The 23,144-nt window shown below is 58.8% G+C and carries 18 protein-coding genes and 2 tRNA genes; 10 read left to right on the top strand and 10 right to left on the bottom strand.

Annotation, left to right across the window (positions count from 1 at the left end; translation table 11 throughout):
• Positions 1–519: 519 nt before the first annotated feature.
• Both C4334_RS11700 and C4334_RS11695 read left to right on the top strand, forming a co-directional pair.
• Positions 520–3,627, top strand: a complete 3,108-nt coding sequence (locus tag C4334_RS11700) for a TonB-dependent receptor (protein WP_352432270.1) — start codon at positions 520–522, stop codon at positions 3,625–3,627.
• A 318-nt stretch (positions 3,628–3,945) separates the two neighbouring features.
• Positions 3,946–4,158 carry a CsbD family protein gene (locus tag C4334_RS11695; protein WP_352432269.1) on the top strand — a complete coding sequence of 71 codons (213 nt, stop codon included), beginning with the start codon at positions 3,946–3,948 and terminating at the stop codon, positions 4,156–4,158.
• A 531-nt stretch (positions 4,159–4,689) separates the two neighbouring features.
• Here the strand turns inward: C4334_RS11695 and C4334_RS11690 are convergent.
• From C4334_RS11690 to C4334_RS11680, 3 genes are all read right to left on the bottom strand, one after another.
• Positions 4,690–5,286, bottom strand: a complete 597-nt coding sequence (locus tag C4334_RS11690; RefSeq protein WP_352432268.1) for an SRPBCC family protein — start codon at positions 5,284–5,286, stop codon at positions 4,690–4,692.
• Between the two features lie 189 nt (positions 5,287–5,475).
• Entirely contained in the window at positions 5,476–5,976 is a 501-nt protein-coding gene (locus C4334_RS11685; RefSeq protein ID WP_352432267.1) for a general stress protein, read from the bottom strand.
• 327 nt (positions 5,977–6,303) lie between these two features.
• Positions 6,304–6,600 carry a hypothetical protein gene (locus tag C4334_RS11680; protein ID WP_352432266.1) on the bottom strand — a complete coding sequence of 99 codons (297 nt, stop codon included), beginning with the start codon at positions 6,598–6,600 and terminating at the stop codon, positions 6,304–6,306.
• A gap of 34 nt (positions 6,601–6,634) precedes the next feature.
• Here C4334_RS11680 and C4334_RS11675 point away from each other — a divergent pair, with 34 nt between their 5' ends.
• Positions 6,635–6,958 (top strand): HAD family hydrolase, encoded by a 324-nt coding sequence (locus tag C4334_RS11675; RefSeq protein ID WP_352432265.1) that lies wholly within the window; start codon positions 6,635–6,637, stop codon positions 6,956–6,958.
• Positions 6,959–7,046: 88 nt separating this feature from the next.
• On the opposite strand, the gene C4334_RS11670 is transcribed toward C4334_RS11675, so the two are convergent.
• Positions 7,047–8,126 carry a glycosyltransferase family 4 protein gene (locus tag C4334_RS11670; RefSeq protein WP_352432264.1) on the bottom strand — a complete coding sequence of 360 codons (1,080 nt, stop codon included), beginning with the start codon at positions 8,124–8,126 and terminating at the stop codon, positions 7,047–7,049.
• 129 nt (positions 8,127–8,255) lie between these two features.
• On the opposite strand from C4334_RS11670, the gene C4334_RS11665 reads away from it, so the two are divergent.
• Positions 8,256–9,056 (top strand): alpha/beta fold hydrolase, encoded by an 801-nt coding sequence (locus tag C4334_RS11665; RefSeq protein WP_352432263.1) that lies wholly within the window; start codon positions 8,256–8,258, stop codon positions 9,054–9,056.
• A 121-nt stretch (positions 9,057–9,177) separates the two neighbouring features.
• Positions 9,178–9,726 carry an acyl-CoA thioesterase gene (locus tag C4334_RS11660; protein WP_352432262.1) on the top strand — a complete coding sequence of 183 codons (549 nt, stop codon included), beginning with the start codon at positions 9,178–9,180 and terminating at the stop codon, positions 9,724–9,726.
• A 277-nt stretch (positions 9,727–10,003) separates the two neighbouring features.
• On the opposite strand, the gene C4334_RS11655 is transcribed toward C4334_RS11660, so the two are convergent.
• From C4334_RS11655 to C4334_RS11640, 4 genes are all read right to left on the bottom strand, one after another.
• A tRNA-Ile gene (locus C4334_RS11655) sits at positions 10,004–10,080 on the bottom strand.
• Positions 10,081–10,850: 770 nt separating this feature from the next.
• Positions 10,851–12,095: a TolB family protein gene (locus tag C4334_RS11650; RefSeq protein WP_352432261.1), complete on the bottom strand. Its 1,245-nt coding sequence runs from the start codon at positions 12,093–12,095 to the stop codon at positions 10,851–10,853.
• Between the two features lie 295 nt (positions 12,096–12,390).
• Positions 12,391–13,170: an enoyl-CoA hydratase/isomerase family protein gene (locus C4334_RS11645; RefSeq protein WP_352432260.1), complete on the bottom strand. Its 780-nt coding sequence runs from the start codon at positions 13,168–13,170 to the stop codon at positions 12,391–12,393.
• A gap of 5 nt (positions 13,171–13,175) precedes the next feature.
• Positions 13,176–15,023, bottom strand: a complete 1,848-nt coding sequence (locus tag C4334_RS11640) for a M61 family metallopeptidase (protein WP_352432259.1) — start codon at positions 15,021–15,023, stop codon at positions 13,176–13,178.
• Positions 15,024–15,359: 336 nt separating this feature from the next.
• Between C4334_RS11640 and trxC the strand changes: the two genes are divergently transcribed.
• Entirely contained in the window at positions 15,360–15,803 is a 444-nt protein-coding gene (gene trxC / locus C4334_RS11635) for a thioredoxin TrxC (protein ID WP_352432258.1), read from the top strand.
• Between the two features lie 178 nt (positions 15,804–15,981).
• Here trxC and C4334_RS11630 read toward each other — a convergent pair whose 3' ends face one another.
• Positions 15,982–18,381, bottom strand: a complete 2,400-nt coding sequence (locus C4334_RS11630; RefSeq protein ID WP_352432257.1) for a tetratricopeptide repeat protein — start codon at positions 18,379–18,381, stop codon at positions 15,982–15,984.
• A gap of 26 nt (positions 18,382–18,407) precedes the next feature.
• On the bottom strand, positions 18,408–20,141 hold the full coding sequence (locus C4334_RS11625) for an alkaline phosphatase family protein (protein WP_352432256.1): 1,734 nt from the start codon (positions 20,139–20,141) through the stop codon (positions 18,408–18,410).
• A gap of 212 nt (positions 20,142–20,353) precedes the next feature.
• On the opposite strand from C4334_RS11625, the gene C4334_RS11620 reads away from it, so the two are divergent.
• From C4334_RS11620 to C4334_RS11605, 4 genes are all read left to right on the top strand, one after another.
• Positions 20,354–20,429: transfer RNA gene (locus tag C4334_RS11620), tRNA-Lys, on the top strand.
• Positions 20,430–20,701: 272 nt separating this feature from the next.
• Entirely contained in the window at positions 20,702–21,544 is an 843-nt protein-coding gene (locus tag C4334_RS11615; RefSeq protein ID WP_352432255.1) for a PhzF family phenazine biosynthesis protein, read from the top strand.
• A gap of 427 nt (positions 21,545–21,971) precedes the next feature.
• Positions 21,972–22,289 carry a hypothetical protein gene (locus tag C4334_RS11610; RefSeq protein WP_352432254.1) on the top strand — a complete coding sequence of 106 codons (318 nt, stop codon included), beginning with the start codon at positions 21,972–21,974 and terminating at the stop codon, positions 22,287–22,289.
• A gap of 109 nt (positions 22,290–22,398) precedes the next feature.
• On the top strand, positions 22,399–23,079 hold the full coding sequence (locus tag C4334_RS11605) for a dienelactone hydrolase family protein (protein WP_352432253.1): 681 nt from the start codon (positions 22,399–22,401) through the stop codon (positions 23,077–23,079).
• Positions 23,080–23,144 lie beyond the last annotated feature (65 nt).

The following is a 23,144-nucleotide window of genomic DNA, read 5'->3' as shown; positions in this document are numbered from 1 at the left end:
TCCAAGGGGGAGCGCGCTGAGAGCTTGCGCTGGACGTCTTTTGTCAGATACCCGAATGAAGTTCCCGTTGGCCAACGTCGAAACAGACCACAGCGATGGAGAAGAGCGCCTTTCGCGCTAGCTCAGGGCGAAGTTCTCGTGCGGCTTCGAGCGTTTGCGACGAACGAGCCCTTTGCGGAAGGATCGCGCTTGGTCGCTTGCGCTGGTCGCCGGTGCCGTGATAGAAGTTTGCTTTAAGTTCGTCGCTCTTTCTTCCGTTCGAGCCTTTTCCGTAACCGTTCAGAGAGGGTTGGTTGCGTAGCAGTCCGCGTGCCGATGAAACGGGAGGCTCTCTGAAAGAGCTGCGAAAACAGTCCGAAGTTTTTCGGGAAGCTTTTTCCTAGATTCCCTCTTTTTGTGCCACGCGTCCGACTCGGAACGTTTGAAACCTGCCGCTCGGTTGTCCGTGCGGCGAGGGCGCGCCTAGTTCGCGAGGTTTTCAAGGTGAATCCGCAATCTTCATTTTGCGAGGAGTCAAGTATGTCTAAGTTCCTAAGTTTCTGCCTGCTGTCGCTTTCATTGGTGCTAGCGGCGATTTCAGTCGCCGCCCAGTCAACCACCGACGGGGCTATTGGCGGCATCGTTAAAGATCCGCAAGGGGCGGTCGTGCCCAACGCCGCCGTCACGGTGCGCAACGAAGGGACGAACAAGGAGACATCGGGCACAACCGATAGCGAAGGTCGTTTCCGCATCGTCCAATTGCAACCGGGCAGCTACACGGTGACAGTCACAGCGCCGGGCTTCGCCCCGTACACGCAATCGAACGTCGTCGTCGAGGTCGGTCGCGTCACCAACGTCAACGTTGATTTAAGCGTTGGCGGGACGCAAGCGACGGTCGAAGTGACCGCCGAAGCCCCGGTGATCAATACGACGCAACAAGACTTTTCGACCAACATCAACCAAATCTTCGTCGACAATTTGCCGACCAACGGGCGTCGCTGGTCGAACCTCGTGATACTTACTCCGGGAACCACGCCCGATGGGCAATTCGGGTTGGTCAGCTTTCGTGGCATCTCGGGGTTGTTGAACAACAACACGGTCGATGGCGGCGACAACAATCAAGCTTTCTTCTCGGAAGAGCGTGGACGCACGCGCATTCCGTATGCCATAAGCCAGTCTTCAATCCGCGAGTTTCAGGTCAATACGTCGAACTACTCGGCTGAGTATGGACGCTCAGCAGGCGGCGTGGTCAACGCGGTGACCAAGAGCGGAACCAACGAATTTCACGGCGATCTCTTCTACTACCTGCGCGACAACCGTTTCGGCGCGCGCAATCCGCAAAGCTTCCAAAACATCTTGCAGCCTGATGGGACGATCACGCGCGTGCCGCTCAAACCAAAGGACAAGCGTCAGCAATTCGGTGGCTCTCTCGGCGGACGGATCGTTAAAGATCGCCTCTTCTTTTTCTTCACTTACGATGGTTCGCGACGCAATTTCCCCGCTTTGGCGGCGACTTTTCTCCCTAACTACTTGAATACGGTTGACCGCCCAACGTTGCGTTCGCGCGGGCTGACCGATGCGCAGATCGATAGGGCGATTTCGTTCATCGCCAGTTTGACGGGCGAAGTCCCGCGTCGCCAGGACCAGTACATCATCTTCCCCAAGATCGATTGGAAGATCAACGATAATCACACCTTCACGGCAACATACAATCGGTTGCGCGCCGAAGCTCCGGCGGGAATTCAGACGCCAGCGATCGTCAGTCGCGGCATCGCTAGTTTCGGCGACGATTTCGTCCACTTGGACTTTACGAACTTACGTTTGAATTCGACCCTTTCGCCCACAGTGCTCAACGAGGCGCGTTTTCAATACGGAAGGGATTTCGAATTCCAGCGCGCACAGCAGCCTGCCCCCGGTGAACCGCGAACCGGACCGGGCGGGTTCCCACCGCAAGTGGCGCTCAGCAACGGCATCACCTTCGGCAAGCCGAACTTCTTGGAACGGCGCGCCTATCCCGACGAAAGACGCCTCCAGTTCGCTGACACCGTGACGATCACGCGCGGTCGGCATACGCTCAAGTTCGGCGGCGACGTCAATCGCGTTAAAGACATCCTCGACAACTTGTTCAACGAAGGAGGCGCTTACAGTTACAACAACATCAACGACTTCATCATCGATTACACCAACAGTTTGACGCCTATCCCCAACGTGCGTTGCGTGAGAAGCACACGTCTCGCCGGGCGTTGTTACACCGGCAATTTCAATCAGGGCTTCGGCCCAACGCGCTTTGAATTCGTCACCTATGACTACAACTTCTTCGTGCAGGATGATTTTCGCGTCACGCCGCGGCTGACCGTCAATCTCGGTTTGCGTTACGAATACGAGCAACTGCCTGATCCGCAGATCCCGAACCCGCTCGTGCCGCAAACGGGACAGTTCCCATCGGACAAGAACAACTTCGGACCGCGATTCGGCTTCGCCTATGATTTAACCGGCGACGGCAAAACGAGCCTGCGCGGCGGTTATGGGATCTATTACGGGCGCATCATCAACTCGACGATCTCTAACGCGATCACCAACACCGGCGCGCCCGGAAGTCAGTTCCAAGCGAGTATCAGTCCGAGCGCTCCAAACGCTCCCATCTACCCGAACGTTCTGCCATCGGCGACCGCGAGCGGGACGCCGAACATCGTCGTCTTTTCGCCGTTTATGGCCAACCCGCAGATACATCAGGCCGACCTTGTCTTGGAGCGCGAAGTGGCCCGCAATACGGCGGTCTCCGTTTCGTATCTGATGAGCTTGGGGCGGCGCTTGCCGACCTTTGTTGATACGAACTTCGTCTATCCGACGCAAAGCAGGACCTTTACCGTAGTCGGCGGCGATCTCGACGGGCAGCGCTTCACGATCCCGTTTATCACCACTCGACGTGACACGCGCTTTGCTGCCATCACGGAAATTCGAAGCGCTATCAGGTCGGAGTACAACGCGCTCGTCTTGCAAGCCAATCGTCGTTACACTGACGGCTTGCAGTTTCAGGTGAGTTATACGCTCTCGCGGGCGACCGATACGGGGCAAACCTCAACGACCTTCACGACGACCAACGTTCCCTTCAATCCCTTCGACTTGAGTTCAGAGGCCGGATACTCCAACTTTGACCGTCGGCACAAATTCACAGCCAGCGCCGTTTGGACTCCGACCTTCTTCAGCGAAACGGGGAACGCCCTCGGTCGCGCCATCTTCAATGGTTTCACCTTTGCACCGGTGGTCACGATTTTCTCCGGTTTGCCCTACACGGCTCAAGCCGATGTGAACCTGAGCGGTTCAAGCGGTGGCGGAAGCCGCGTGCCATTCATCACGCGCAACATCTTCCGCTCCCCAGCGCAAGCGACAGTTGACTTGCGCGTCTCGCGCCGCTTCCGCTTCGGAGAGAAAACCGCTCTGGAGTTCCTCGCGGAAGCTTTCAACCTGTTCAATCGCGTGAACGTGACGAGCGTCAATGACACGCTCTACAACCTAGACTCCAGTGATCCGAACAATTTGCGGCTCGTCGCTCAACCGAGTTTCGGACAGCCGGGGAGCACGGGATTGAACAATTCGTTCTTCTTCCGCGAACGACAAGTGCAACTATCCGTGCGCTTCAAATTCTAGTGCGGGGTGGAAGATATGGTTCGAGGCGCAAGCTTGCCGAGCTTGCGCCTCGAATTTCTCCCGAAGAGTATTTCACAGCGGAAAAATTGTGGGCCGCATGATCGCCGCACGATCTTCCGGCATGTACTGAATCCGCCCGATGTGATTTGCTTTGTTACGTGAAGACTCGAAGGGATTCGCAAATGATGGCGAGAAGCGCTGATAAATGATAAAAGTATCTGGCACGAGGCTTGCTCCAACCAACGATCGCACGACGATGCTCGCTCTAAAAGGCGACGGCATCGAGTGCGATTCCTAGCAAGAAGGGAGAAAAGGGTCATGGGTATTCCGAACAAGGACGAGATTCAAGGGAAGTGGGAGCAAGCCAAAGGCGCAGTGAAAGATAAGTTGGGCGAAGCGACGGGCAACCGCCAATTGGAAGAAGAAGGTGAGGCGGAACACGCCGAAGGCGAAGCGAGAGAGGGCGTCGGCGAAGCGAGGCGCAAGGTAGGAGAAGCGATCAAAGACTTCGGCGACAAGATCGGCAGATGATAAGCTTTTCGTCCCAAGGGATCTGAGGATCGCTGCTGCCTCAGAGCTTCCAAAAAGATCCTTCGACGATTCTGAATCATACAAGAAAAGATGGGGGAGCTGATCAGCTCCCCCATCTCTCATGAACAACGCTCAAGATGCTCCGCGATTTCGCGCTCTTCGGGTCAGCTCTTCCTGTGTTGGTCCTTACTTGACATCCTCCCCACAACTCGTAGCTGGGTGATTCCCGGAGGTGACCCGAGCGTGTGCGCGCTTCACTGGGTGCTGCCCAGCACAGCCGTACCAGCTTTGACGCTCCCTCCACGCGCAGTCACGGCCTGCCCAGCCGCCGATCAAGTGCTCATCAGATTTTGCAGAAGGAGGCAAAGTAGCGCTCCTCCCGCAGACTTCAGACAGGGGCAGCAAGCGCTGCCGTGATCTGATGAATTCATGCAAGTGGGGAAAGACTTTTGGAGACGACAACGCATTGGCCTTTTGGTCTTTCAGCTAACGGTCGCTACTGATGTGTTGCAGTCGAAGCCGCTCGTCTTTTCAAAGCGGACGACGCCAACGTTCTTTGGGGCGGTCAAGGAGGCGATCAACACCACGCCTTAAGAAATCTTTCGCCGTCTTTTCGCGTCCCTCTTCAGACGCTTGCGCGGGAGCGCCTTTGCGAAGACGCACCTCTTCATCCGGAGGCAGTCCAAGACCTTCTTCGTGACCCCTCAAGCGAGAGTTTCGTTGGCTCTCGACCCACCGACGGAAGTCCTCGAGGTTCTTCTTCATGCGCGAAAAGATCTCGTCGGCGGCGGCCATTAGTTCTTCTGGCGCATCGTAGCTGAAAAAGAGGCGCAGACGCGTCTTGCGCGCTTCCTCTTCGCGGAAGATGGCCTCGCACTCGATGTAAACGTCGCCGCGAAAAGAGCGCCAGAAAATGCGCTTGTCCGGTTCGAATTTTTCGGTAACGCTCTCCCAAACCAAGCGTTCGCCGTTGCGAAGGAGGATGATCCATCGCGCCGTGCCACGTCCTGAACGACGGACTTCGACCACATCGCGAAACCATCTCGGAACCGATTCGAAGTCAGCCCAAGCATCGAAGACGATCTCGATAGGTGACCCGATCTCTATGTCGTGTTCAAAGGCGCGCATCTTATGATCTCCTTTTAGCAGCACTTTGATGGTCGTCGAGCTAAGGGGGATGGCGTAACTCCTCCCCGATTAACGACCGATGTCCAATCTGGCTTCCCGGAGCGTTCCCGAGCCTATGGCCCATCAACGGCCGATGTTCAACTTGGCCTCCTGAACTTTTCCTGAAACCATCCTCTCGCGTGCAAATAGTTACTCTTGCCTGACGTGCTCTGCACCTAGGTCTTCGAAAAGCTTTTCGAGTTTATCCGCCTCTTCATCGGTTTGGGCTTCGACTCCGAGCAGTATGCCACCCTCACGCAATCCTGCATCGTAAACCTTTGCGCGGTGTTCAGGAATGCCAGCGCCGATCAAGGCTCCGATCAATCCACCTGCCGCGCCGCCCGCTCCGGCTCCCGCGAGGGCTGCCGCTAGTGGCCCAGCGACGACGATGCCTAAGCCCGGGATGGCGAGCGATGTCCCCACGGCAGCGATGGCCGCTAGAATAGCGCCGAGCGTGCCGCCAACCGCACCACCGATGCCTGCGCCCTCGGCGGCATGCGTCCCTGTTTCGATAGCGAACTCTTTGTTCTTAGTCGAATCGGACATCAGAACGCTGATGTCATCGCGTGTGTAGCCGTGTTCGACGAGCATGTTGACAGCCGCTTCCGCTGCCGTGCGCGATTTGAATAATCCTGTGACGAGCTTTGCCATGCTGCTTGGCCTCCTCTAGATTTGTCTTTCTCTTCGAAAGAGCAACTCTCGTGCCGAGCCTCTTCGCGCCATCAAACCGGCTTGAGCGCGCTCTTTCTCAATGCTTGCAAAATGAAGCGAGAGGTTTGCTCGTCACCTTCGCTGTACCAAAAGTGAACGGCCCGCTGTTTCAAGTAGGACCTTCACCTCGTCTCAGGCAGCGACGTTGAAAACCTTTGGATTCGAGCGCGTTTCAAGTAGCGCTTTCGCCTCGTCTCAGGCAGCAACCGTCTTCTTCGCTCGTTTGTGGTAATCTCCCTACGAGGGAGGAAAAAAGAGGGGCGAGCATCAAAGCTGTGGTCCTTGACGTTGATGGGACTTTGATCTATTCGGTGGACCTACATGCCGAAAGCCTTCAAGGAGTTCGGACGCGAAGTGCTGGTAGCGAAGATCAGGGAGCAGATGGGCAAAGGCAGCGATCAATTGTTGCCGTACTTCTTCTCGACAGAGGAGTTGGACCAGCTCGGCGATGAGCTGGAGAAAAGGCGAGGCGAAATCTTCAAAAAGAAGTATCTTCCGCAGGCGCGGGCTTTCCCAGTGGTGCGCGAACTCCTGCGAGCGAATCATATGCGATGGCAAACGCATTGTGCTTGCTTCTTCGGCCAAGGAAGATGCGCTGGTGAGCTACAAGCGCATCGCGGGGATCGAAGACCTCGTGCGAGAGGAGACGGCTGCTGGCGATGCCGAAAGATCGAAGCCGCATCCGGACATCTTCGAAGCTGCGCTGAGGCGTTTAGGGTGCGTTGCGCCGCATGAGGCGATCGTCGTCGGCGATACCCCTTACGACGCGGAAGCCGCAAACGAAGTTGGCCTGCGAACCATCGGTTTGTTATCGGGCGGTTGGTCCGCAGAAGAGTTGCATGCAGCGGGTTGCATCGCCACTTATTGCACCGCAGCCGATCTGCTCGCGCGTTACGATGAACCACCGCTTGTCGAGCTTTGACGAGCGCTTCGACTGCCCAGTTCGATGAACTCGTGCGCGTCGGTCCCGTGTCGTCGTTAAACGACGCGCTCTTTCACGCTGCAAAAGTTCATTTCGAAAGCGTGAGGGCTTGGCGATAGACCTTTTCCGTCTCTTCAACCATGCGTTCCAAAGAGAACCGTTGGCGGACGACGCCAAGAGCTTGTCGACGCAAGCGCTCGCGTTCTTCTCGATCACCGAGCAGGCGAAGAATGGTTTCGGCCAGAGAGCGCGCGTCGCCGATGGGGACGAGTCGTCCTGTTTCGCCGTCTTCGATGATCTCACACGCGCCTGCGGAGCGCGTTGCTACGACGGGCACGCCGCTCGCCATCGCTTCGATGATCGCAAGACCGAACCCTTCGGAACGCGAAGCGGAAACGAAAAGATCAAGCTCCACGAGCAAACGGGTCGCGTCATCAATCCTCCCCACGAGATGGATTCTCTCGCTGAGGCCGAGTCTGCGAATGAGCCTTTCAAGTTGCGCGCGCATATCTTTTGCAGGCGACTCATCTTCACCAGCGATGATGAAGTCAACGTCGTCGCGTTTGGCGGCGATCAGCGAGGCAGCGCGGATAAAATCTTCGTGCCCCTTGACCGGCGCGAGGTTGCCGATGGTGCCGACCAACAGGCGGTCCTTGACGCTCAGACGCGCGATCGCTTCGAACTTCTTCAGGTCGATGCCGTTCGGCACGCACACGATCTTCGATGGATCGAGGATCGCGCTTAGGCTTTCGCCCACCGCTCGCGACACTGCGATGGCGTAAGCGACACGACGCAAGACCAAGCGGTGAAGAGGTTTAAGAGGGAACAAAACGTGTCGCGTGATCACGAGTTGCGCATGAGCCGCACGCCCAACGGCAAACGCAGCCAACGGGTAGTCGCGCGCTAGATGGGCATGGACGACCTCGATCTCGCGCTCGCGTATGATGCGCGCAAGCTTCAGCGCGCTGCTGATATCTAGCGAATTGCGCAACGGAAGCGTCATGATCCTCTCTTGCGGCAGCGCGTATAGTTCGGTGACCAGGGGAGAGTTGTGGCGCAACGCGGCGTGAACCGCATGGCCGCGCTGCGCAAGAGCGTTGGCCAAATCGGCCAAGTGCTTTTCGCCGCCGCCGATGCTGGTGGCTGAACTTATCTGGAGTATCCTCAACGCTCTCCTTCCGATGGTAACGTAGCAACCGCGCAGCGCAAAAGCAAACTTCGCGGGAAGTGGCGCGCGCTTTTGTGTGACTTTCGGTCGCGACCGAAAGTAAAATGCTCCTCTCCGAGGAGAAGAGAGATGGCCTTTGTGAAGTCGCGCGACACGCAGATCGGTTACGATGATGTCGGAGACGGACTGCCCGTCGTCTTGCTTCACGCCTTCCCGCTCAACCGCGCGATGTGGCACGAGCAAATTGCGGCCCTCAGTTCCCGGTGGAGGTTCATCGCTCCAGACCACAGAGGGTTCGGCGAATCGAGCGTCGCGCCGTCAGCGACCATGGAAGAGATGGCACAAGATGTCGCCGCACTGCTCGATGAGCTGCAAATCGAACAGGCTGTGATCGGCGGTCTTTCAATGGGCGGTTACGTCTCTTTCGCCTTCTATCGTCAATTTCCGCAACGTGTGCGCGCTCTCATCCTTGCTGACACGCGGGCCGAAGCCGACACGGAAGAAGCGCGGCGCAATCGAGAGCGCATGGCCGAGCGCGCATTGCGGGAAGGGGCTGAGGCGATCGCGGAAGAGATGATCCCAAAGCTCGTCGCCGCGCGCACTTTGAACGAACGTCCGGAAATAAGAGAGCGCTTGCGCTTGATGATCGTGCGCAACGATCCGGCTGGGATCGCCGCTGCGCAACGCGGCATGGCTGTACGCCGCGACCAGACCGATCTTCTCGCGCGGATCGAAGTCCCGACGCTCATCATCGTCGGGTGCGAAGATCAATTGACGCCGCCCGAACTATCCGAAGCGATGCACCAGCGGATACGCGGTTCGCATCTTGTGGCCATCGAGGGAGCCGGTCACGTTTCAAACATCGAGCGCCCACAGGATTTCAACCGCGCGCTCGAAAGTTTCCTTCAGAGGATCGAGCCGAAACGTTAAGGGGCAGGGTGTAGAGGCGCGCCGGATCAGGGCATGGAAACAATGACTTATAGCAAGCGCGGCCTGTCCGCTCTCCTTCGACGAGAGAACGATCACAAACGACGATGAGGAGTCGAAAGGATTGCGCGGCGAAGAAGCGGCGAAGAAACAGTGCCTTTGCTTGCGCTTCGGGCAGATCACAAACGACGATGAGGAGTTGAAGGGATTGCGAGAACCTTGGAAGTTTTGCATCGAAGAGCGCGTTCGATGGGGCGACGTCGATGCAGCGCGCATAATCTTCTATGGGGCGTACATACGCTTCTTTGAGTTCGCCGAGACGGAACTTTTTCGCGCCGTCGGGTTGCCATACAGCCGCTTGTTTGACCAACTAGATATATGGCTCCCGCGCGTTCATCTCGAATGCGACTTTCATCGCGCCGCGCAACTCGATGATCTGCTGGAAGTGGCGGTTTATGTCGGTCATTTCGGTCGCAAGTCGTTGCGGTTGGATTTCGAAGTGCGGCGCGAAGGCGAAGAGCCATTGATCGCCACGGCCCACTTCGTGCTCGTCGCCGTCCGTCGTGATACGATGAAGAGCGTCGTGTTGCCAGAGGAACTCAAACGGCGCTTGGCGCGTTACGCCCATCCATCGACGCTGACTTCGGAGCTTGAATCCATGGCCATTGAATGAAGGGCGGCCTCCATTGCGATCGAGAGAGAGCTGTCTCTTCGATCTCGTCAGCGAAGTTAGGCGCACTGGGTCGGACGAAAGGCAGCACCCATCGCGATCAGAAGCGCGGAGGTTCACGCCCTCTTTCAGCAACTGCGACCGAAAGGCTTCAGCGGCAGCGACTTATCTGTGCCGCTCGGCTTGGGACTTCGTCTTAAGCGTTGGTCGCTGTGCAAAGACGCAAGGTCTAAAGGGCGCGCGCCGCATGCGCGGTAGTCCGGAAAGGTTTTGAACAGACTGGTGCCCTCGGTAGGATTCGAACCTACAACCAACGGATTATGAGTCCGCTGCTCTGACCGATTGAGCTACGAGGGCAGGCAGGTTTTGACACTCCCACGGCGCGCAGCTCGTGGAATTCTTGGTTCGACGGTTCGACTCATGCCGACACTTGCCCAAGCTCACCGGGCGTGTCCCGCCCTGTGTTTGGTTTGCGATAGGTTCGCATTCATCCCGACCGCTGAAGGGGTGGGCTTTCTGCGAACGTTTTTGTAAATTCGTCGTTGACGCCGCGCGGAACGTCGAAAGATTTGGCTCGCTTCCCGTTCCGCAGCAGCATTCTAGCAGAACGAATCGAGAACGGACAAACCTCACGTAAGAGCGCGCGCGTCAAAACGCCGACGGACCGCGATTAGCATCGCGATCAAGATTGCGAAGATTGACGGCTCCCCTCATTGCTTTCGCCAAGTAGCGCAATCGAAGTCTTTGCGGCGTTCTAAGTCAACCACCTCGCGGCGCGCAGCCAAGGGCCCCAGACGCTAAGTATGGTTGGTGGGCTGGCGCATTGCGTTTGCTGAATGAAGAGGACCTAAGTATGGTTGGTGGGCTGGCGCATTGCGTTTGCTGAATGAAGAGGACAAGGAGTCTGTCCGTTCGGCAGTGTATAGCACGGTGTGCGGCGAGACCCATGGCTGCAGTGTCAACGCCGCAAGAAATGTGTTTCGAGCAGTTTTGCGTTTTCTAAAATGTGTCCGCCTGAACTGAGGCGAACCGTGGGACGCAAAGGCATAGCTTGGTGCCGCAAGGCCGCAACCGCCGATCGCGGTGGTGCTCTAAAGGCACCCGCAGCTCAAGGGCCGTGTGGAGCGTCAATTCAGGATCATGATCTGAGAGCGGATGTCGATCAGATGCCAGCGTAGGTAGCTGGTCACTGTCTCGTTGGCGTAGATGCGGACGAAGCCCGTTTGCAAGTAGAGCTTATCGGGCTGGGGCCATTCAAGTCTGATGATCGGATTGAAGGAGAGGGGCGTTTCAGCAGGCGATTGTTCCGGAGAAGGGGACGATGCCGGATGAGCGACGTTCTGTTTAGCGGTTTGCGTGTTGCCATTCGGCGAAGGTTGAGACGAGGCGTGTTCGCTTTGGGGCGCGCCAAGCCGTTCGGCGTCGTAACGCGCTGAGGCTTCAAGCAGCGCTTCACGCAGCGGAATGCTCGCCTGCGTCGGGTTCGATGAAGCCGCATCGTAGATCATCACCTCCGTGTCAAACGCCGTCGCTACCTTGGATGCATCGGGCGACCAGATGGGTAGAACGTCGGTCAGCCGATCGTCCAAAAGTCGCTCCTGGCCATCGAGGGTGAGCAGGCGCGGCCTGCCGGCGGTCGGTCTTCCTTCGGCCATGCGTGCGTCTAACTCGAACTCTTTGCAAGCGAGCGCGGCGATGGCGTGACCATCAGGTGCCCATGCGAGATGAAAATAGATGAGGCCTTCCCGCGTCGTGAGCGGGCGCAAAGCGAATCCATCGCGGTCGCAAACGTAGATCTGCTCAGTTGAGAAGGTGGGCACCGATGGAATGAGCGGCGCTACCGTTGCGGATGGTTCCAGCGGCGTTGGAGATTCGAGCGGCGCGGGCTGTTGGGGGGCCTCGATTGGTTGATTGGTCGGGTAGCGTTTGCCAATGAAAGCGATCATTTGCCCATCGGGCGACCAAGCGACCGATTGCGGAAAAGCCCCGACGAGATCGAGCGGGAGGATGTTGCGCAGAAAGCGACCGTCGGTCGAATAGAGATCGAGGCGAAAGGCCCCTTCGGGCGTTTCGCGCGTTGCATAAACAGCCAGTACGCGTTGGCCATCTGGCGAGATCACGGTGCGAAGCAGCGCTTCTTCGGCGCGACGGGTTTCGAAATCGACTTGAACGGCTTTGTGCTTCTCGTCGGCGGCGGTTTCGAACTCAGGGAGCGGCTCGACGTCTGGCGTGAAACGATAAGCGAGTTTGTCTGCCGGCACGTCGCGCAAGGACTTCGGGAGCGCGTGACGCGCGTCCCCTCCCGGCTCCAGAGCACATCCGCCGAGCAGGAAGATCAAACAGGCGAGAGCCGCCGCTATTCGGCAGGTCAATTTTCTGGCGCCACCCCTTGTCGTTCTTTTCCCCATCGCTAACCAACCGAGGCGAAGCGTGAGGAGCCGTCATACTTCTCTATGATACCCGCCGAGATTAGGATGTCAAAAGCGACCTATCGGCGAAGCTGAGGTCGCTCGCGCAAAGCCGCGGAGGGGGCGAACGGCCGAATCGCCCAAGACCTGAAGCCGAGGTCGCGCGCAAGAGAGCGCGGAAAGGGCGGTGACGCTTTGGTCGCATTATCGCGCGGCTTATACGAGACCGGTCCTCGACCATCGCGCACGTCGTCGCGTCTTAGCGGTGGCGCCATTGCGGCTTGCGCTTTTCGAGGAACGCAGCGATGCCTTCATGCGCATCGTGCGTCTTCATCAGCTCGTTGAGGTAAATATCTTCGACCGCGCTCAGCGCTGCTTCGAGCGTGCGCTCGCGCGCCGCATCCAGCGCGCGGCGCGTTGCCTCGAGTGCAGGCGCGGAAAGTTCGCGCAATTTGTCTAACACCTCTTCGGTCTTCGCTTGTAATTGGTCCGACGGCACGAGGTGGTTGATCACGCCGAGCCGAAAGGCTTCGAGCGAATCGATCAAGTCTCCGGTGAGGATCAATTCGCGGGCGCGCTTCTCGCCGATGATGCGCGGTAGCAGAATGGCCGCAATCGGCGGGAAGACGCCGAGCTTGATCTCCGGTTGGCCGAAACGCGCTCGTTCGCTGGCGATCACCACATCGCAGCCCAAGACCAATTCGAACCCTCCGCCGAGCGCGGCACCATCGACCACCGCGATGGTCGGTTTAGCCATCTGTTCCATGAGGCGAAAGAGGTTGTGAAAGGAATCGAGCATTTGGTAGACGGTTTCGGCCTTGTGATCTTCGACGGCGACGCCCGCGCTGAAGGCGCGACATTCAGGTGCTGCTGCGAAGACGATGGCCACCATCTCATGGCAGCCCATACATCGGTCCAGCGCGCGCGCCATCTCGCGCATCATCGGAATGTGCAAGATGTTGAGCGGCGGGCGCGCCAGCGTGATGCGTCCGACTCCGTTTTCAATCTGTAAACGAATGAAGTCGAAGTTCTCGCTCATCTCGATCATCCTACTTTGACTGCGCTCTTGGTGGGAAACGGCGCACCGAGCCACGCGCGATAGATCTGCCGCTGCGCCTCGGAGGGCGCTTCGACGGGCGCTATTTCGTACTCATCTTCGGGCGCCGCGCCGAGCGCGATCTCCAACGTGCGCAGATCGTCGGCGCGGAAGAAGGTTAAGCGAATCCGGTCGCCTGGCTTCCGTTCTTCGAGCCGCGCGTTGAAGGACTCCAAAGAGATCCTTTTGCCATCGAGCGCGATGATCTGATCGCCAGCGTTCAAGCCTTGATCGTAGGCGGGAGTTCCGACGCGCACCGTGCGCACGACGAGTCGGTCGCCCTCTTGAGCGAGTTGCGCGCCGAGGTAAGCGCGTGGCTCGCTGCTCGATCTTTTGGTCTCCAGCCGCAGACCGGCGGCCTCGAGAAACGAATCGTAGGGCAGTTCATCGCGCCCGCGGACGTAGCGACGGAAGAACTCATCGAGGTCGCGCGCCGCCATCTTCTCGCAGGCCGCTTTGAAGTCTTCCGGCGTGTAGTTGCGCCCCTTGCGATAAAATTCGGCGTATAGGTAGCGCATCACGTCGTCGAGCGAGCGCTTTGCTGCGCTCGCCCGCCTGATTTCGAGGTCGAGCAGCAAGCCGAGCAAGGCGCCCTTGTCATAATAAGAGACTTGCGAATTGATCGAATTCTCGTCGCGACGGTAGTACTTGATCCAAGCGTCGAAGCTCGCCTCTTCAACGCTCATCACGAGCCGTCCCGGCGTATTCTGCAGGTTCTTGATCTCGTTGGCCAGCATGCCTAGATAGTCGCGGTCCGAGATCAAACCGGCGCGCAGCAACAAGATGTTCTCGTAATAGCTGGTCAGCCCCTCGGCCACCCAGAGAAGCTTGGTGTAGTTCTCTCGCGTGTAATCGAACGGGCCGAGCGCGTCAGGACGTATGCGCTTGACGTTCCAGAGGTGAAAGAATTCGTGCGCGACGAGCGACAAAAAATCACGGTAGTCTTTTTCGGGGCGGAAACCAAACCGTCGCCAGATGAGCGCTGTGGAATTGAGGTGTTCGAGGCCGCCGCCGCCGGACGGCGCGAGAATGAGAAGAAAGGTGTAGTCGCGATACGGGATATCCCCCATCATCTCGACCGCTGCCTCGACGATCTTCTGCACGTCGCGGCGCATCCTTTCGGCGTCGTAGTTGCCTTCGCCGTCGATCACGATGCGATGCGGAATGCCACGCACGCGGAATTCAAGCGTCTGGAAGTCGCCGACAAGCACGGGCGCGTCGTAGAGGGTATCGAAATTCTCTGCGCGAAAAGCGTTCGGCACGCCCTCGACAGGCGGCAATCCCGTGGCGATCTTCCACTTGCTGTAAGGCACGATGCGCAGCGTGGCTGGCGCATCGAGATGTCCGTCAAGGTACATGAGCAGCGCCGCATTGTTCCAGAAGGCGCGACGGTCGTTCAGTTCGTTCGTGCGAACCGATAGTTCATTGGCGTAAACGCGGTAGCGCACGATGAGGTCGCGTGCTGTGCCCGTATCTATGCGCCACGTGTTCTTGTTCACCTTGCGCCACGCGAGCGGGCGTCCTTCAGCTTCGGCCACGAAATCCTGTACGTGACGCGCGTACTCGCGGATCAGATATGAACCGGGCGTCCAAACGGGCATCACGAGGTCGAGCTGCGGGCGCGCTTCTTCCAAGCGCACGCGCATTTCGACTTCGAGCATGTGTGTGAAGGGACGCGGCATGGAGACTGTGAAGACGATGTCCGGCGTGGAACGCGGCGGAGTTTGATTCATGGCCGATTGTGCGACTGAAGAGATGAACGTCGAGAAGAACAGGAAGAAGAAGAAGCGGTGCATCGCGTTTGGATGATCTACAGCGTTGAAATTCGAAACAGCTCGCCGAAGGCGCTCGGCGAAACCGCATGTTACTACGAAACCGACGAGCGAGTCACTCGCCGTTCATCTTTCCAGCTCTTGGACCGGTTGCGATAAGATCGGCTCCGAACCCGTGCCTCGGATCATGTTTTAGACGGGCACTTCGCCTCTTTGAACGAATCCGGCTTCGCCGGGCGTTGCCAAACGAGCGGGCGGTGTGTCATGCCTTGATGCGCGCGCTCTCTCTGCTGTAAGCTCAAGAAGCGAGCCACTGGGGGCGATCTCGCCGGCGCAGCTCTTAGAAGCGTGAGGGAAGCGATGTCGATCGTCACGTGTCAACAGTGCGGCGCGAAGAACCGCGTGGATGAAGCGAAGGCGCAAGCGATGAATCCGACCTGTGGGCGATGCGGAGCTCAGCTCGTCTTCAATTCGGCGGACGGATCGAAGCCTATCGAAGTTACCGACGAAAACTTCGCGCGCGAAGTGTTGGGCGCTGATCGCCCGGTGTTGCTCGATTGTTGGGCGCCATGGTGCGGTCCGTGTCGCATGATCGCGCCCGTAATGGATCAACTAGCCGCGGAAGCGAACGGACGCTACATCGTCGCCAAATTGAACGTGGATGAGAGTCCGCAGACGGCAGCGCGTCTCGGCATTCAAAGCATTCCGACGTTGCTCATCTTCAAGAACGGACGAGTGGTCGATCTGCTCATCGGCGCACAACCCAAACAGGTTATCTCGTCGCATCTGCGCGCGCACCTTTGAGAGAAAATATTTGACTCCAGAAACTGCGGGTCTCGCGGTTAAGTCCGCCTCGTCTCGACCCTTCTGTTAACTCACCTCGGCTCGCACGCGAGGTTGCGATTCTCTGCGCGATGGAAGTTTAGATCCCCTGCTTCTCGTGTCGTTCAAGAGCCTTTGCGTTGCGCGCATCTTTTAAAGGTCATTTCGGCGGTGTGCTGTTTTCTTGTCGGTCGGCGAATTTACCGCGGCGCTTCTTCTGTCCCGAGGGTTCTCCTTCGATCTTCCGTTCCGGTCCTTTTTTCTCGTTGACGTTGGCGGGCTGGTCGGCTTTCGGCTGTTCTTCAGCGGTCTTTGTCGGTGGCGAAGAAGTGCTCGGCGTCGCTTGCCTGTCGGTATCTTGGCGCATCGTCTTTTCGTCGATCTGTTTCGTCGCCTCGCGCGTAGGCGCTGCGCCGCTTTCTCCGGACGACTCTTGGCTGGACAGAATTTCAGCGCTCAGCTCTTTTTTCGTCGCCGTGCTCGCCGGAGCGGCGTTCACAGGCCGTTCTCCGGCGCTGATCGTGCCACTCGACGCGCCGTTAACGACCGGACTTAGCGGCGCGCGACCGATTCGGTCATCGAGGCCATCGAGCGTGCCGTTGAGTTTTCTGTAAAGCGACTCGATGATTGCGCGTCGCGCCGGATCGGGCGGGCCGCTGCGATAACTGGCGATATACGTGGCCAGCGCTTCGTGCTCGCTGCCGCTTGCTTCCAGCGCCGCTCCCAAATGCCACAAGGCCGTGCGCCACCACGTGCTCTTTTCCGGCAGCACAGCGGTGGCGCGTCGCAGTCGCCGCGTAGCCTCTTCCGTCTTGCCTTGGTTGAAGAGCGCCCAACCGATGGCGTCTTCAATCCGTCCGCGAAGCGAGTTGGAGAGGATGAGCGGCGGGAGTTGAGGGAGTTCGGGCGTTGCGCCGATGGCGATGGCGCGCGCGCGCACGTCGCGCAATTCATCGGCCAGCAAGGCGATGTGTGCCACGGGCGAAGCTAGCGCCGCCTCGACATCGCCGGTCGCCCGTTCGGCCATCTCCAACGCCAAATCATAGGCGAGACCGCGACCGAGCAGGCGCGTCGCTACGTAGAGCCGACGAAAGAGGCGCAAGTCGTCCGTCCCTTCCGCAAAGGCTTCGGCAGCGCGACGAAGCTGAGCCTCTGATGCTGTGCCGAGTGCCTCTTGAAAAGCGAGCAGCCCTTTGAGCCGCGAGGCGTTTTCGCTTGCGTCCGCTACGCGCGTTTGGAATAAACCGGCGCGGACTTCGGGCGCGAGCAGCTCGGTGAAGCTCGCCGCACGAGCCGGAATGCGTCCGGCAAGGCGCGTCTCTATTTGTTCGTCGCTGAGTTTGAACGAGCGGGCGAGTTCGGCGGCGGCCTCTTCGTACAAGCCTGCGGCGGCGAGCGCAGTGGCGAGTTCGTAATCGAGCGTTGGGAAGTTTCCATACTGTCGGGCGAAGCGCAACGCGCGTTCAGCTTCGAGCGGACGCCGTTGCAAGACGAGCGCGCGTGCAAGCGCGATTTGCGCCCACGTATAGCGCGGCTCGATTTCGATGGCGCGTCGGGCGAACTCGACGGCGCGCGCCGCTTCGCCGTTGGCCGCATACCAGTATGCTGCGCCAGCGAGAAGCGCGAGGTTGCGCGTCTCCTCACCGAGGGCTGCTTCCATTTCGCGTTCCGCCTGATCGCGTTTGCCCATTTCAAAGAGGGAGAGCACCGATCCAGCGCGAGCTGCAGTGTCGCGGCTGTTTTCAGCGATCAGTTCGCGATAAAGTGGCAGCGCTTCTTCCGGTTTGCCGATGGCGCGTAGCAAGTCGGCCAGACTACGCTTCGCGTTGCGGCTCTTTTCGAGTTCAACGGCGCGCCGGTAAGCGGCCACCGCGTCATCCAGGCGGAGTTGAAGTCGTCGCGCTGCGCCGAGCGCTTGATAACCGGCGCTCAGGGTTGGCGCGATTTCGATGGCTCGTTCGGCGACGCGCGCCGCATCGTCTGCGCTCTCCACGCTCAGGTGGAAAGCCGCAACGGTCAGCAGCTTCGCGGGAGAAGCGTTGAATTTAGTTTCGATGCGCCGTGCCGCTTGCAAGGCTTTGGTTTGTTGTGCACGCGCGAACAGCAAAGGGGGAATCTGCGCGATGGTCTCGAGAAAGATTTCATCGGCGATCTCTTCGGGCGCAACGTCGATAGCGCGTTCGAGCGCAGCGACGCCTTCCGTCGCGTTCGCTGCAAGCAGCGCGCGTCCGCGTTCAATGTAGGCGCGCATCAACTGCGTGCGCGCTTCGCGGACAAGCGCAGAAGAGGCCGAGTCGCTGCGCTCGACGATCTCGTGCAGTCGCCTGATTCGCTCTTCAAGCGGAAGCGACAAGAGCGGCGCGAGGTCTTCAGTGCGGCTGGCGGCCGCAGCGCGTTCTTCGCTCTTCGAGGCAGGGCGTTCCGTCTCTTGTTCTCGTGTCGCTTGAGGTTCGCTTTGCGGCGCGGCGACGGCGCGTTTTCGCCCCTTCTGTTGTGCCAAGGTGCTGGAAGCGAAGAGCAGCAGCGCCAGAAGAATTGCGAAGAAACTTGAGTATGTCATCGTCCCTGCTCCCGTCGGTAAAACTTTCAGCGCGATTCAGCGCGCACGGCTTCCAGCAGCACGCGCCCTGTGGCGCTGCTCGGTGGTTGCACGCCAAGCAACGTCGCCAACGTCGGTGCGATGTCGGCGGGCGTGGCGGCTTGGTGATATTTGCCGGGAATAATGCCCGGTCCCATGATGACGAGCGGTACGTGCGTGTCGTAAGAGTAAGGCGCGCCATGCGTCGTTCCCGCTGGAAATTCCGAGAGGAACTTGAACGGCTCGTAAACGAGGATTAGTTCGCCGCTGCGTCGTGGATGAAACCCATGGTAAACGCGCCGTGCAATTGGATCCGCTGGTGAGATGCCGAAAGTTTCAAGCTGCGTGCGCGTAAAGCAACGCACGACGCCGGGAACGGTGAGCGCCGCTTCGGCTGCCGTTCGTTCGACCTCTTCGCGGTTGAGTCCATCGCGCCGCAACGCAGCGAGATTGAAATAGATGTTGCCGTTGGAAAAGGACTGTATGTATTCGTTGATCCGTTCATCGTTGGATCCGCGTCCGTAGCGGGCGCGAAGCGCACTGCGGATGGCGTTCAGCACATCATCGCGTTTGACGCGCCCGCCGAGCAAATTAAGCGCCGCCGCGTGTTCCGGCACGGGCGCGACGCCGTGATCGGCGGTGAAGACGACCAGCGTACGTCGCAGTCCGACGCGCGACTCGACGAAAGCGAGCAGCCGTTCAATCGTGCGATCAACGCGCAACGCCATGTCCATCGCCTCATGACTGTAGGGGCCGAACCTGTGGCCGACGTAGTCGTTGGCCGAGAAACTGACCGCCAGCACATCGGTCTCTTGGTCAGCTCCCAACCCTTCGTTGACGATGGCTTGTTCGGCGAATTCTTCGATGAGCTCATTGGCGAAAGGCGAATATTCGAGCGCATCGTAGAACTCTCTTCCAGGCTGCGTCGCGCCCCCGTTGATGATATGTGGAAAGGTATTGGTATCCTTCGCTTTGCCGATGTTCTCCCACGGCGGAGCGTCCTGACCAGCGCGGCGTGCGTACTCAGCCTCCGGCAGCAGCCTTTCCCATCGCGCGCCGAAATACTTGTCTGCTGGACGGCCTTGGTTGAAGCGGGCGACCCATGTCGGCAGTTGGTTGAAATAATAAGTGCTTGAGACCATATGGCCCGTCTCAGAGCTAAACCAATAAGCCGCTGTCGCATAGCGTCCGGCTGGCAAGATGGCCGATCGATCTTTGAGCGAGATGCCGATGACTTTGGCGCGGCCTTGGGTAGCGAGTCTGAGTTCGTCGCCGAGCGTCGAGGCGAGCAGGCGACGTGGACTTGAAGCCGCTTCCTGTGCGCCTCCACCGAGCAGCGCTGACGAATCGTCGGAGACGCTTGTTACCACCTTGCCCGCGTCGCGGTCGAACCAAGAGTTGCCGACGATCCCTGTGTTGGCTGGCCACGTGCCAGTCATCAAGGTCGCATGTCCCGGCGCCGTTTCAGTCGGTGTGTGATCGAAGTTGGCGTTGGTCCATGAAGCTCCTTCGCGCAACAGACGCCGGATACCGTTGTTTGAGAAGAGATCTCCGAACCGTTCAAGGTAATCGTAGCGGAATTGATCGACCACGATCAGCAAGACGAGACGCGGACGCTCTTCGGGAGTCGGACGCGCGCCCCTTCGCTGTTGAGCCTCAATGTGCAAAAGAAACGAAAGAAAGAGGAAGGTCGGCGCGAGCAGGCGCGCGACTCTGATGGCGAAAAATCTTCTTGAATGCATAAGACCTGTTTGCTTGGCGAAAGGCGTTTCGGAACCAGCAAGCTTAACCCACCGATTAGGCATTTGACAATGCCGCGCGATGAACAGCCTCTCCCGGTCAGGCCTTCCCGCCTGAACCCTGTGCTCTCGCGTACACTTGCGCAGAGAGGATAGCGTGTGTACAATTCTTTTCGGCTCGTGGAATGAGCCAAGCACCTCCTCCTGAATGCAGTGGGCCGTTAGCTCAGTTGGTAGAGCAGCTGGCTTTTAACCAGCGGGTCGCAGGTTCGAATCCTGCACGGCTCACCAAAATAGTTATGCGCGTGGCCGGGGCGACTCAGTCGCCCCACGCGTTTTTGGGTTCGAAAGCGTTGATCCGTTCTCGAAAGCTAGCTCGATGCTCAAGCCATCGATCGCAAGAGTCATCGCGGAAACCACGCGCGATGCGCTCGTTCTTCTAGGTGGAGGCGCGGTCGAATCTGGAGCGCTAAATCGAAGACTTATGTTGAAACCTGAAGAGGTTCATTGATAACGCGAGGCTGTCATATCGAGGTGGTTTGTCGCAGAACGGAGGGCCGCCTGTGAGCATCGGTTTTCGGCTCGTCGATGTCTTTCACGATCAACCGTTCACTGGAAATCCTCTGGCCGTCGTCATGGAAGGCGCTGGTCTATCCGATGAGCAGATGCAGCGGATCACGCGCTGGCTCAACTTGTCTGAAACGGCCTTTCTTCTGCCGCCGACGGGAGCGGACGCGGACTATCGGGTGCGCATCTTCACCTTGGAAAGAGAACTCCCCTTTGCCGGTCATCCGACGTTGGGGAGTTGTCACGCTTGGCTTGCGTCGGGCGGTAAGCCGCGCCGCGAGGATGAGGTCATTCAAGAATGTGGCATTGGCTTCGTGCGCATTCGTTGTGCGAAAGAATGGCTGTCGTTCGCTGCGCCGCCGCTCGTTCGCCGCGGCCCAGTGGATGAGAGCCTGCTCCAAACGGTCGAAGAGGTGCTCCGGCTCGAAAGGTCTCGCATGGTTGATGTTCAATGGGTTGACAACGGGCCCGGTTGGGTTGGGGTCCTATTGAGATCCGCCGAGGAGGTCTTGGCGCTCGATCCCGTCAAATGGTTTCCGAAGCCGATCTATATCGGCGTAGTTGGTCCACATCAAACGGGCGGCGTTGCCGCTTTCGAATTGCGCGCGTTCTTCAGCGATCACACGGGGAGCGTGATCGAAGATCCGGTGACCGGCAGTTTGAACGCTTCAGTGGCGCAGTGGCTGCTTGCGACCGGACGCGCCGTTGCGCCATACGTAGCTTCGCAGGGCGCGCGTTTGGGGCGGGCGGGTCGCATACACATCGAGCAAGATCAGGATGGAACGGTGTGGGTCGGCGGCAGGACGACGACTCGCTTTGCTGGCTCCTGCCAGTTTTGATCGCTTTATTAGCGCTGGTTGTCCCGACGTTGCAGGAAGAGCGCTCCTGCCAGTTTTTACCCTCCCGCAACTCGCAATTGGGCAAACGCCAACCATATAGCTGTGCTCTTGCTGGTTTTGCTCTTACCATGACCCTTTTTCGGGCTGTCAAATCGGGCCTTCTCTTGCAAGGCGGTTCGTCTGACGCGATGCGGGCGGATCGTCGAACGAGAAAGAGCACGAGAAGAAAAACTTCGGCTAAGGGCTGCGCGCTGGAAGAGGCTGTGCGGCTCGAAGACGAAGAAAAGGCGCCCGAACGCTTTTGACTGGGAAGCGAAGCTCGCTTTTTCGTCCGAGAACCGTTCCTTCACTCTCGGCAGGGCTTTCTTTCGTCGCGCTTTGCAGTATCATTGGTGTTGGAGAAGTTTCCAGGAGGTGACGGAGCGAAATGATCGACGAAGCGGAGTTCAAAGCGCTTTGCGAGGAGTTGCGGGCGGAAGTGCCGAGCATCCTCAAGCGACGCCCGCCGCACATGAACGAAGAGAGCATCTTGTTGCAGGAGCTTTACGTGCGGCTTTGCAAGCGTCTCGGAATAGATCCCGCCGTGGGCGCTGGCTCGCTCGATGGCCTTCCCGAAGATGCTCTGTCGGCGATCTTCGAGATCAATGAGATCATGCGGCAGCACGCTTCGCCGTCGTTCAACCACTCCAAAATCGTCAAAGAGTTTCTGCATGAATCTTTGCGCGGAATCACAGAAGCGACCTGACACGCGCGTTTGCGGACCAAGGGCCTTCTAGACGGTTAGACGCGGATGAATTGAGACGCGCGACGTAAGGTAACGAAGCTTTTCGAAAACTCAAATGTGAGGCGGCATCATGAAACAGGGCGAGGGTTTCGGTGCAATGCGCACGCGCGAGGTGAAAATCCCTTCGGGCGATCTCCTGCTCGAAGGCGAATTGAGCGTACCTGAGGGAGCGACGGGCATCGTGCTTTTCGCGCACGGTTCGGGCAGCAGCCGCTTCAGTCCGCGCAATCGATTCGTCGCGCGCATGTTGAGGGAGCGCCGCATCGCCACCTTGCTCTTCGATCTTCTGACGCGCGACGAAGAGGCTTTCGATCTGAAGACGGCTGCTTTGCGCTTCGATACGGGGCTACTGGCTAAAAGATTGGTGGACGCCACGCGCTGGCTGGATCGGCTCGATGACGTGTATGGTCTTCGCGTCGGCTATTTCGGCGCGAGCACGGGTGGCGGCGCCGCACTGGTCGCTGCTGCCGAACTCGGCGACGAGATCGGCGCCGTCGTTTCGCGCGGCGGGCGGCCCGATTTGGCCGGGGAAGAGACGTTGCGGCGCGTCAAATCTCCGACCTTGTTGATCGTCGGCGAACACGATCCGGTCGTCCTGAAGCTTAACGAGGAGGCGTTCAGGCATTTGCAGTGTGAGAAGGAGTTGGTCGTCGTTCCAGGCGCGACCCATCTGTTCGAAGAGCCAGGCGCGCTCGAAGAGGTGGCGCGCCTTGCCGGAGATTGGTTCGCGCGCCACCTCGGTCGCGCGTGATTAGCAGCCCGGTGACGTCCTCCCCTCAATAAATTGAGGGGCATCCCCAAAGGAATGGACGCGAG

Source organism: Pyrinomonas sp., from assembly GCF_040289685.1.
Lineage (GTDB): Bacteria > Acidobacteriota > Blastocatellia > Pyrinomonadales > Pyrinomonadaceae > Pyrinomonas.
The sequence above is the reverse complement of the archived record's forward strand: the minus strand, read 5'-3'. Positions and strand labels throughout refer to the sequence as shown.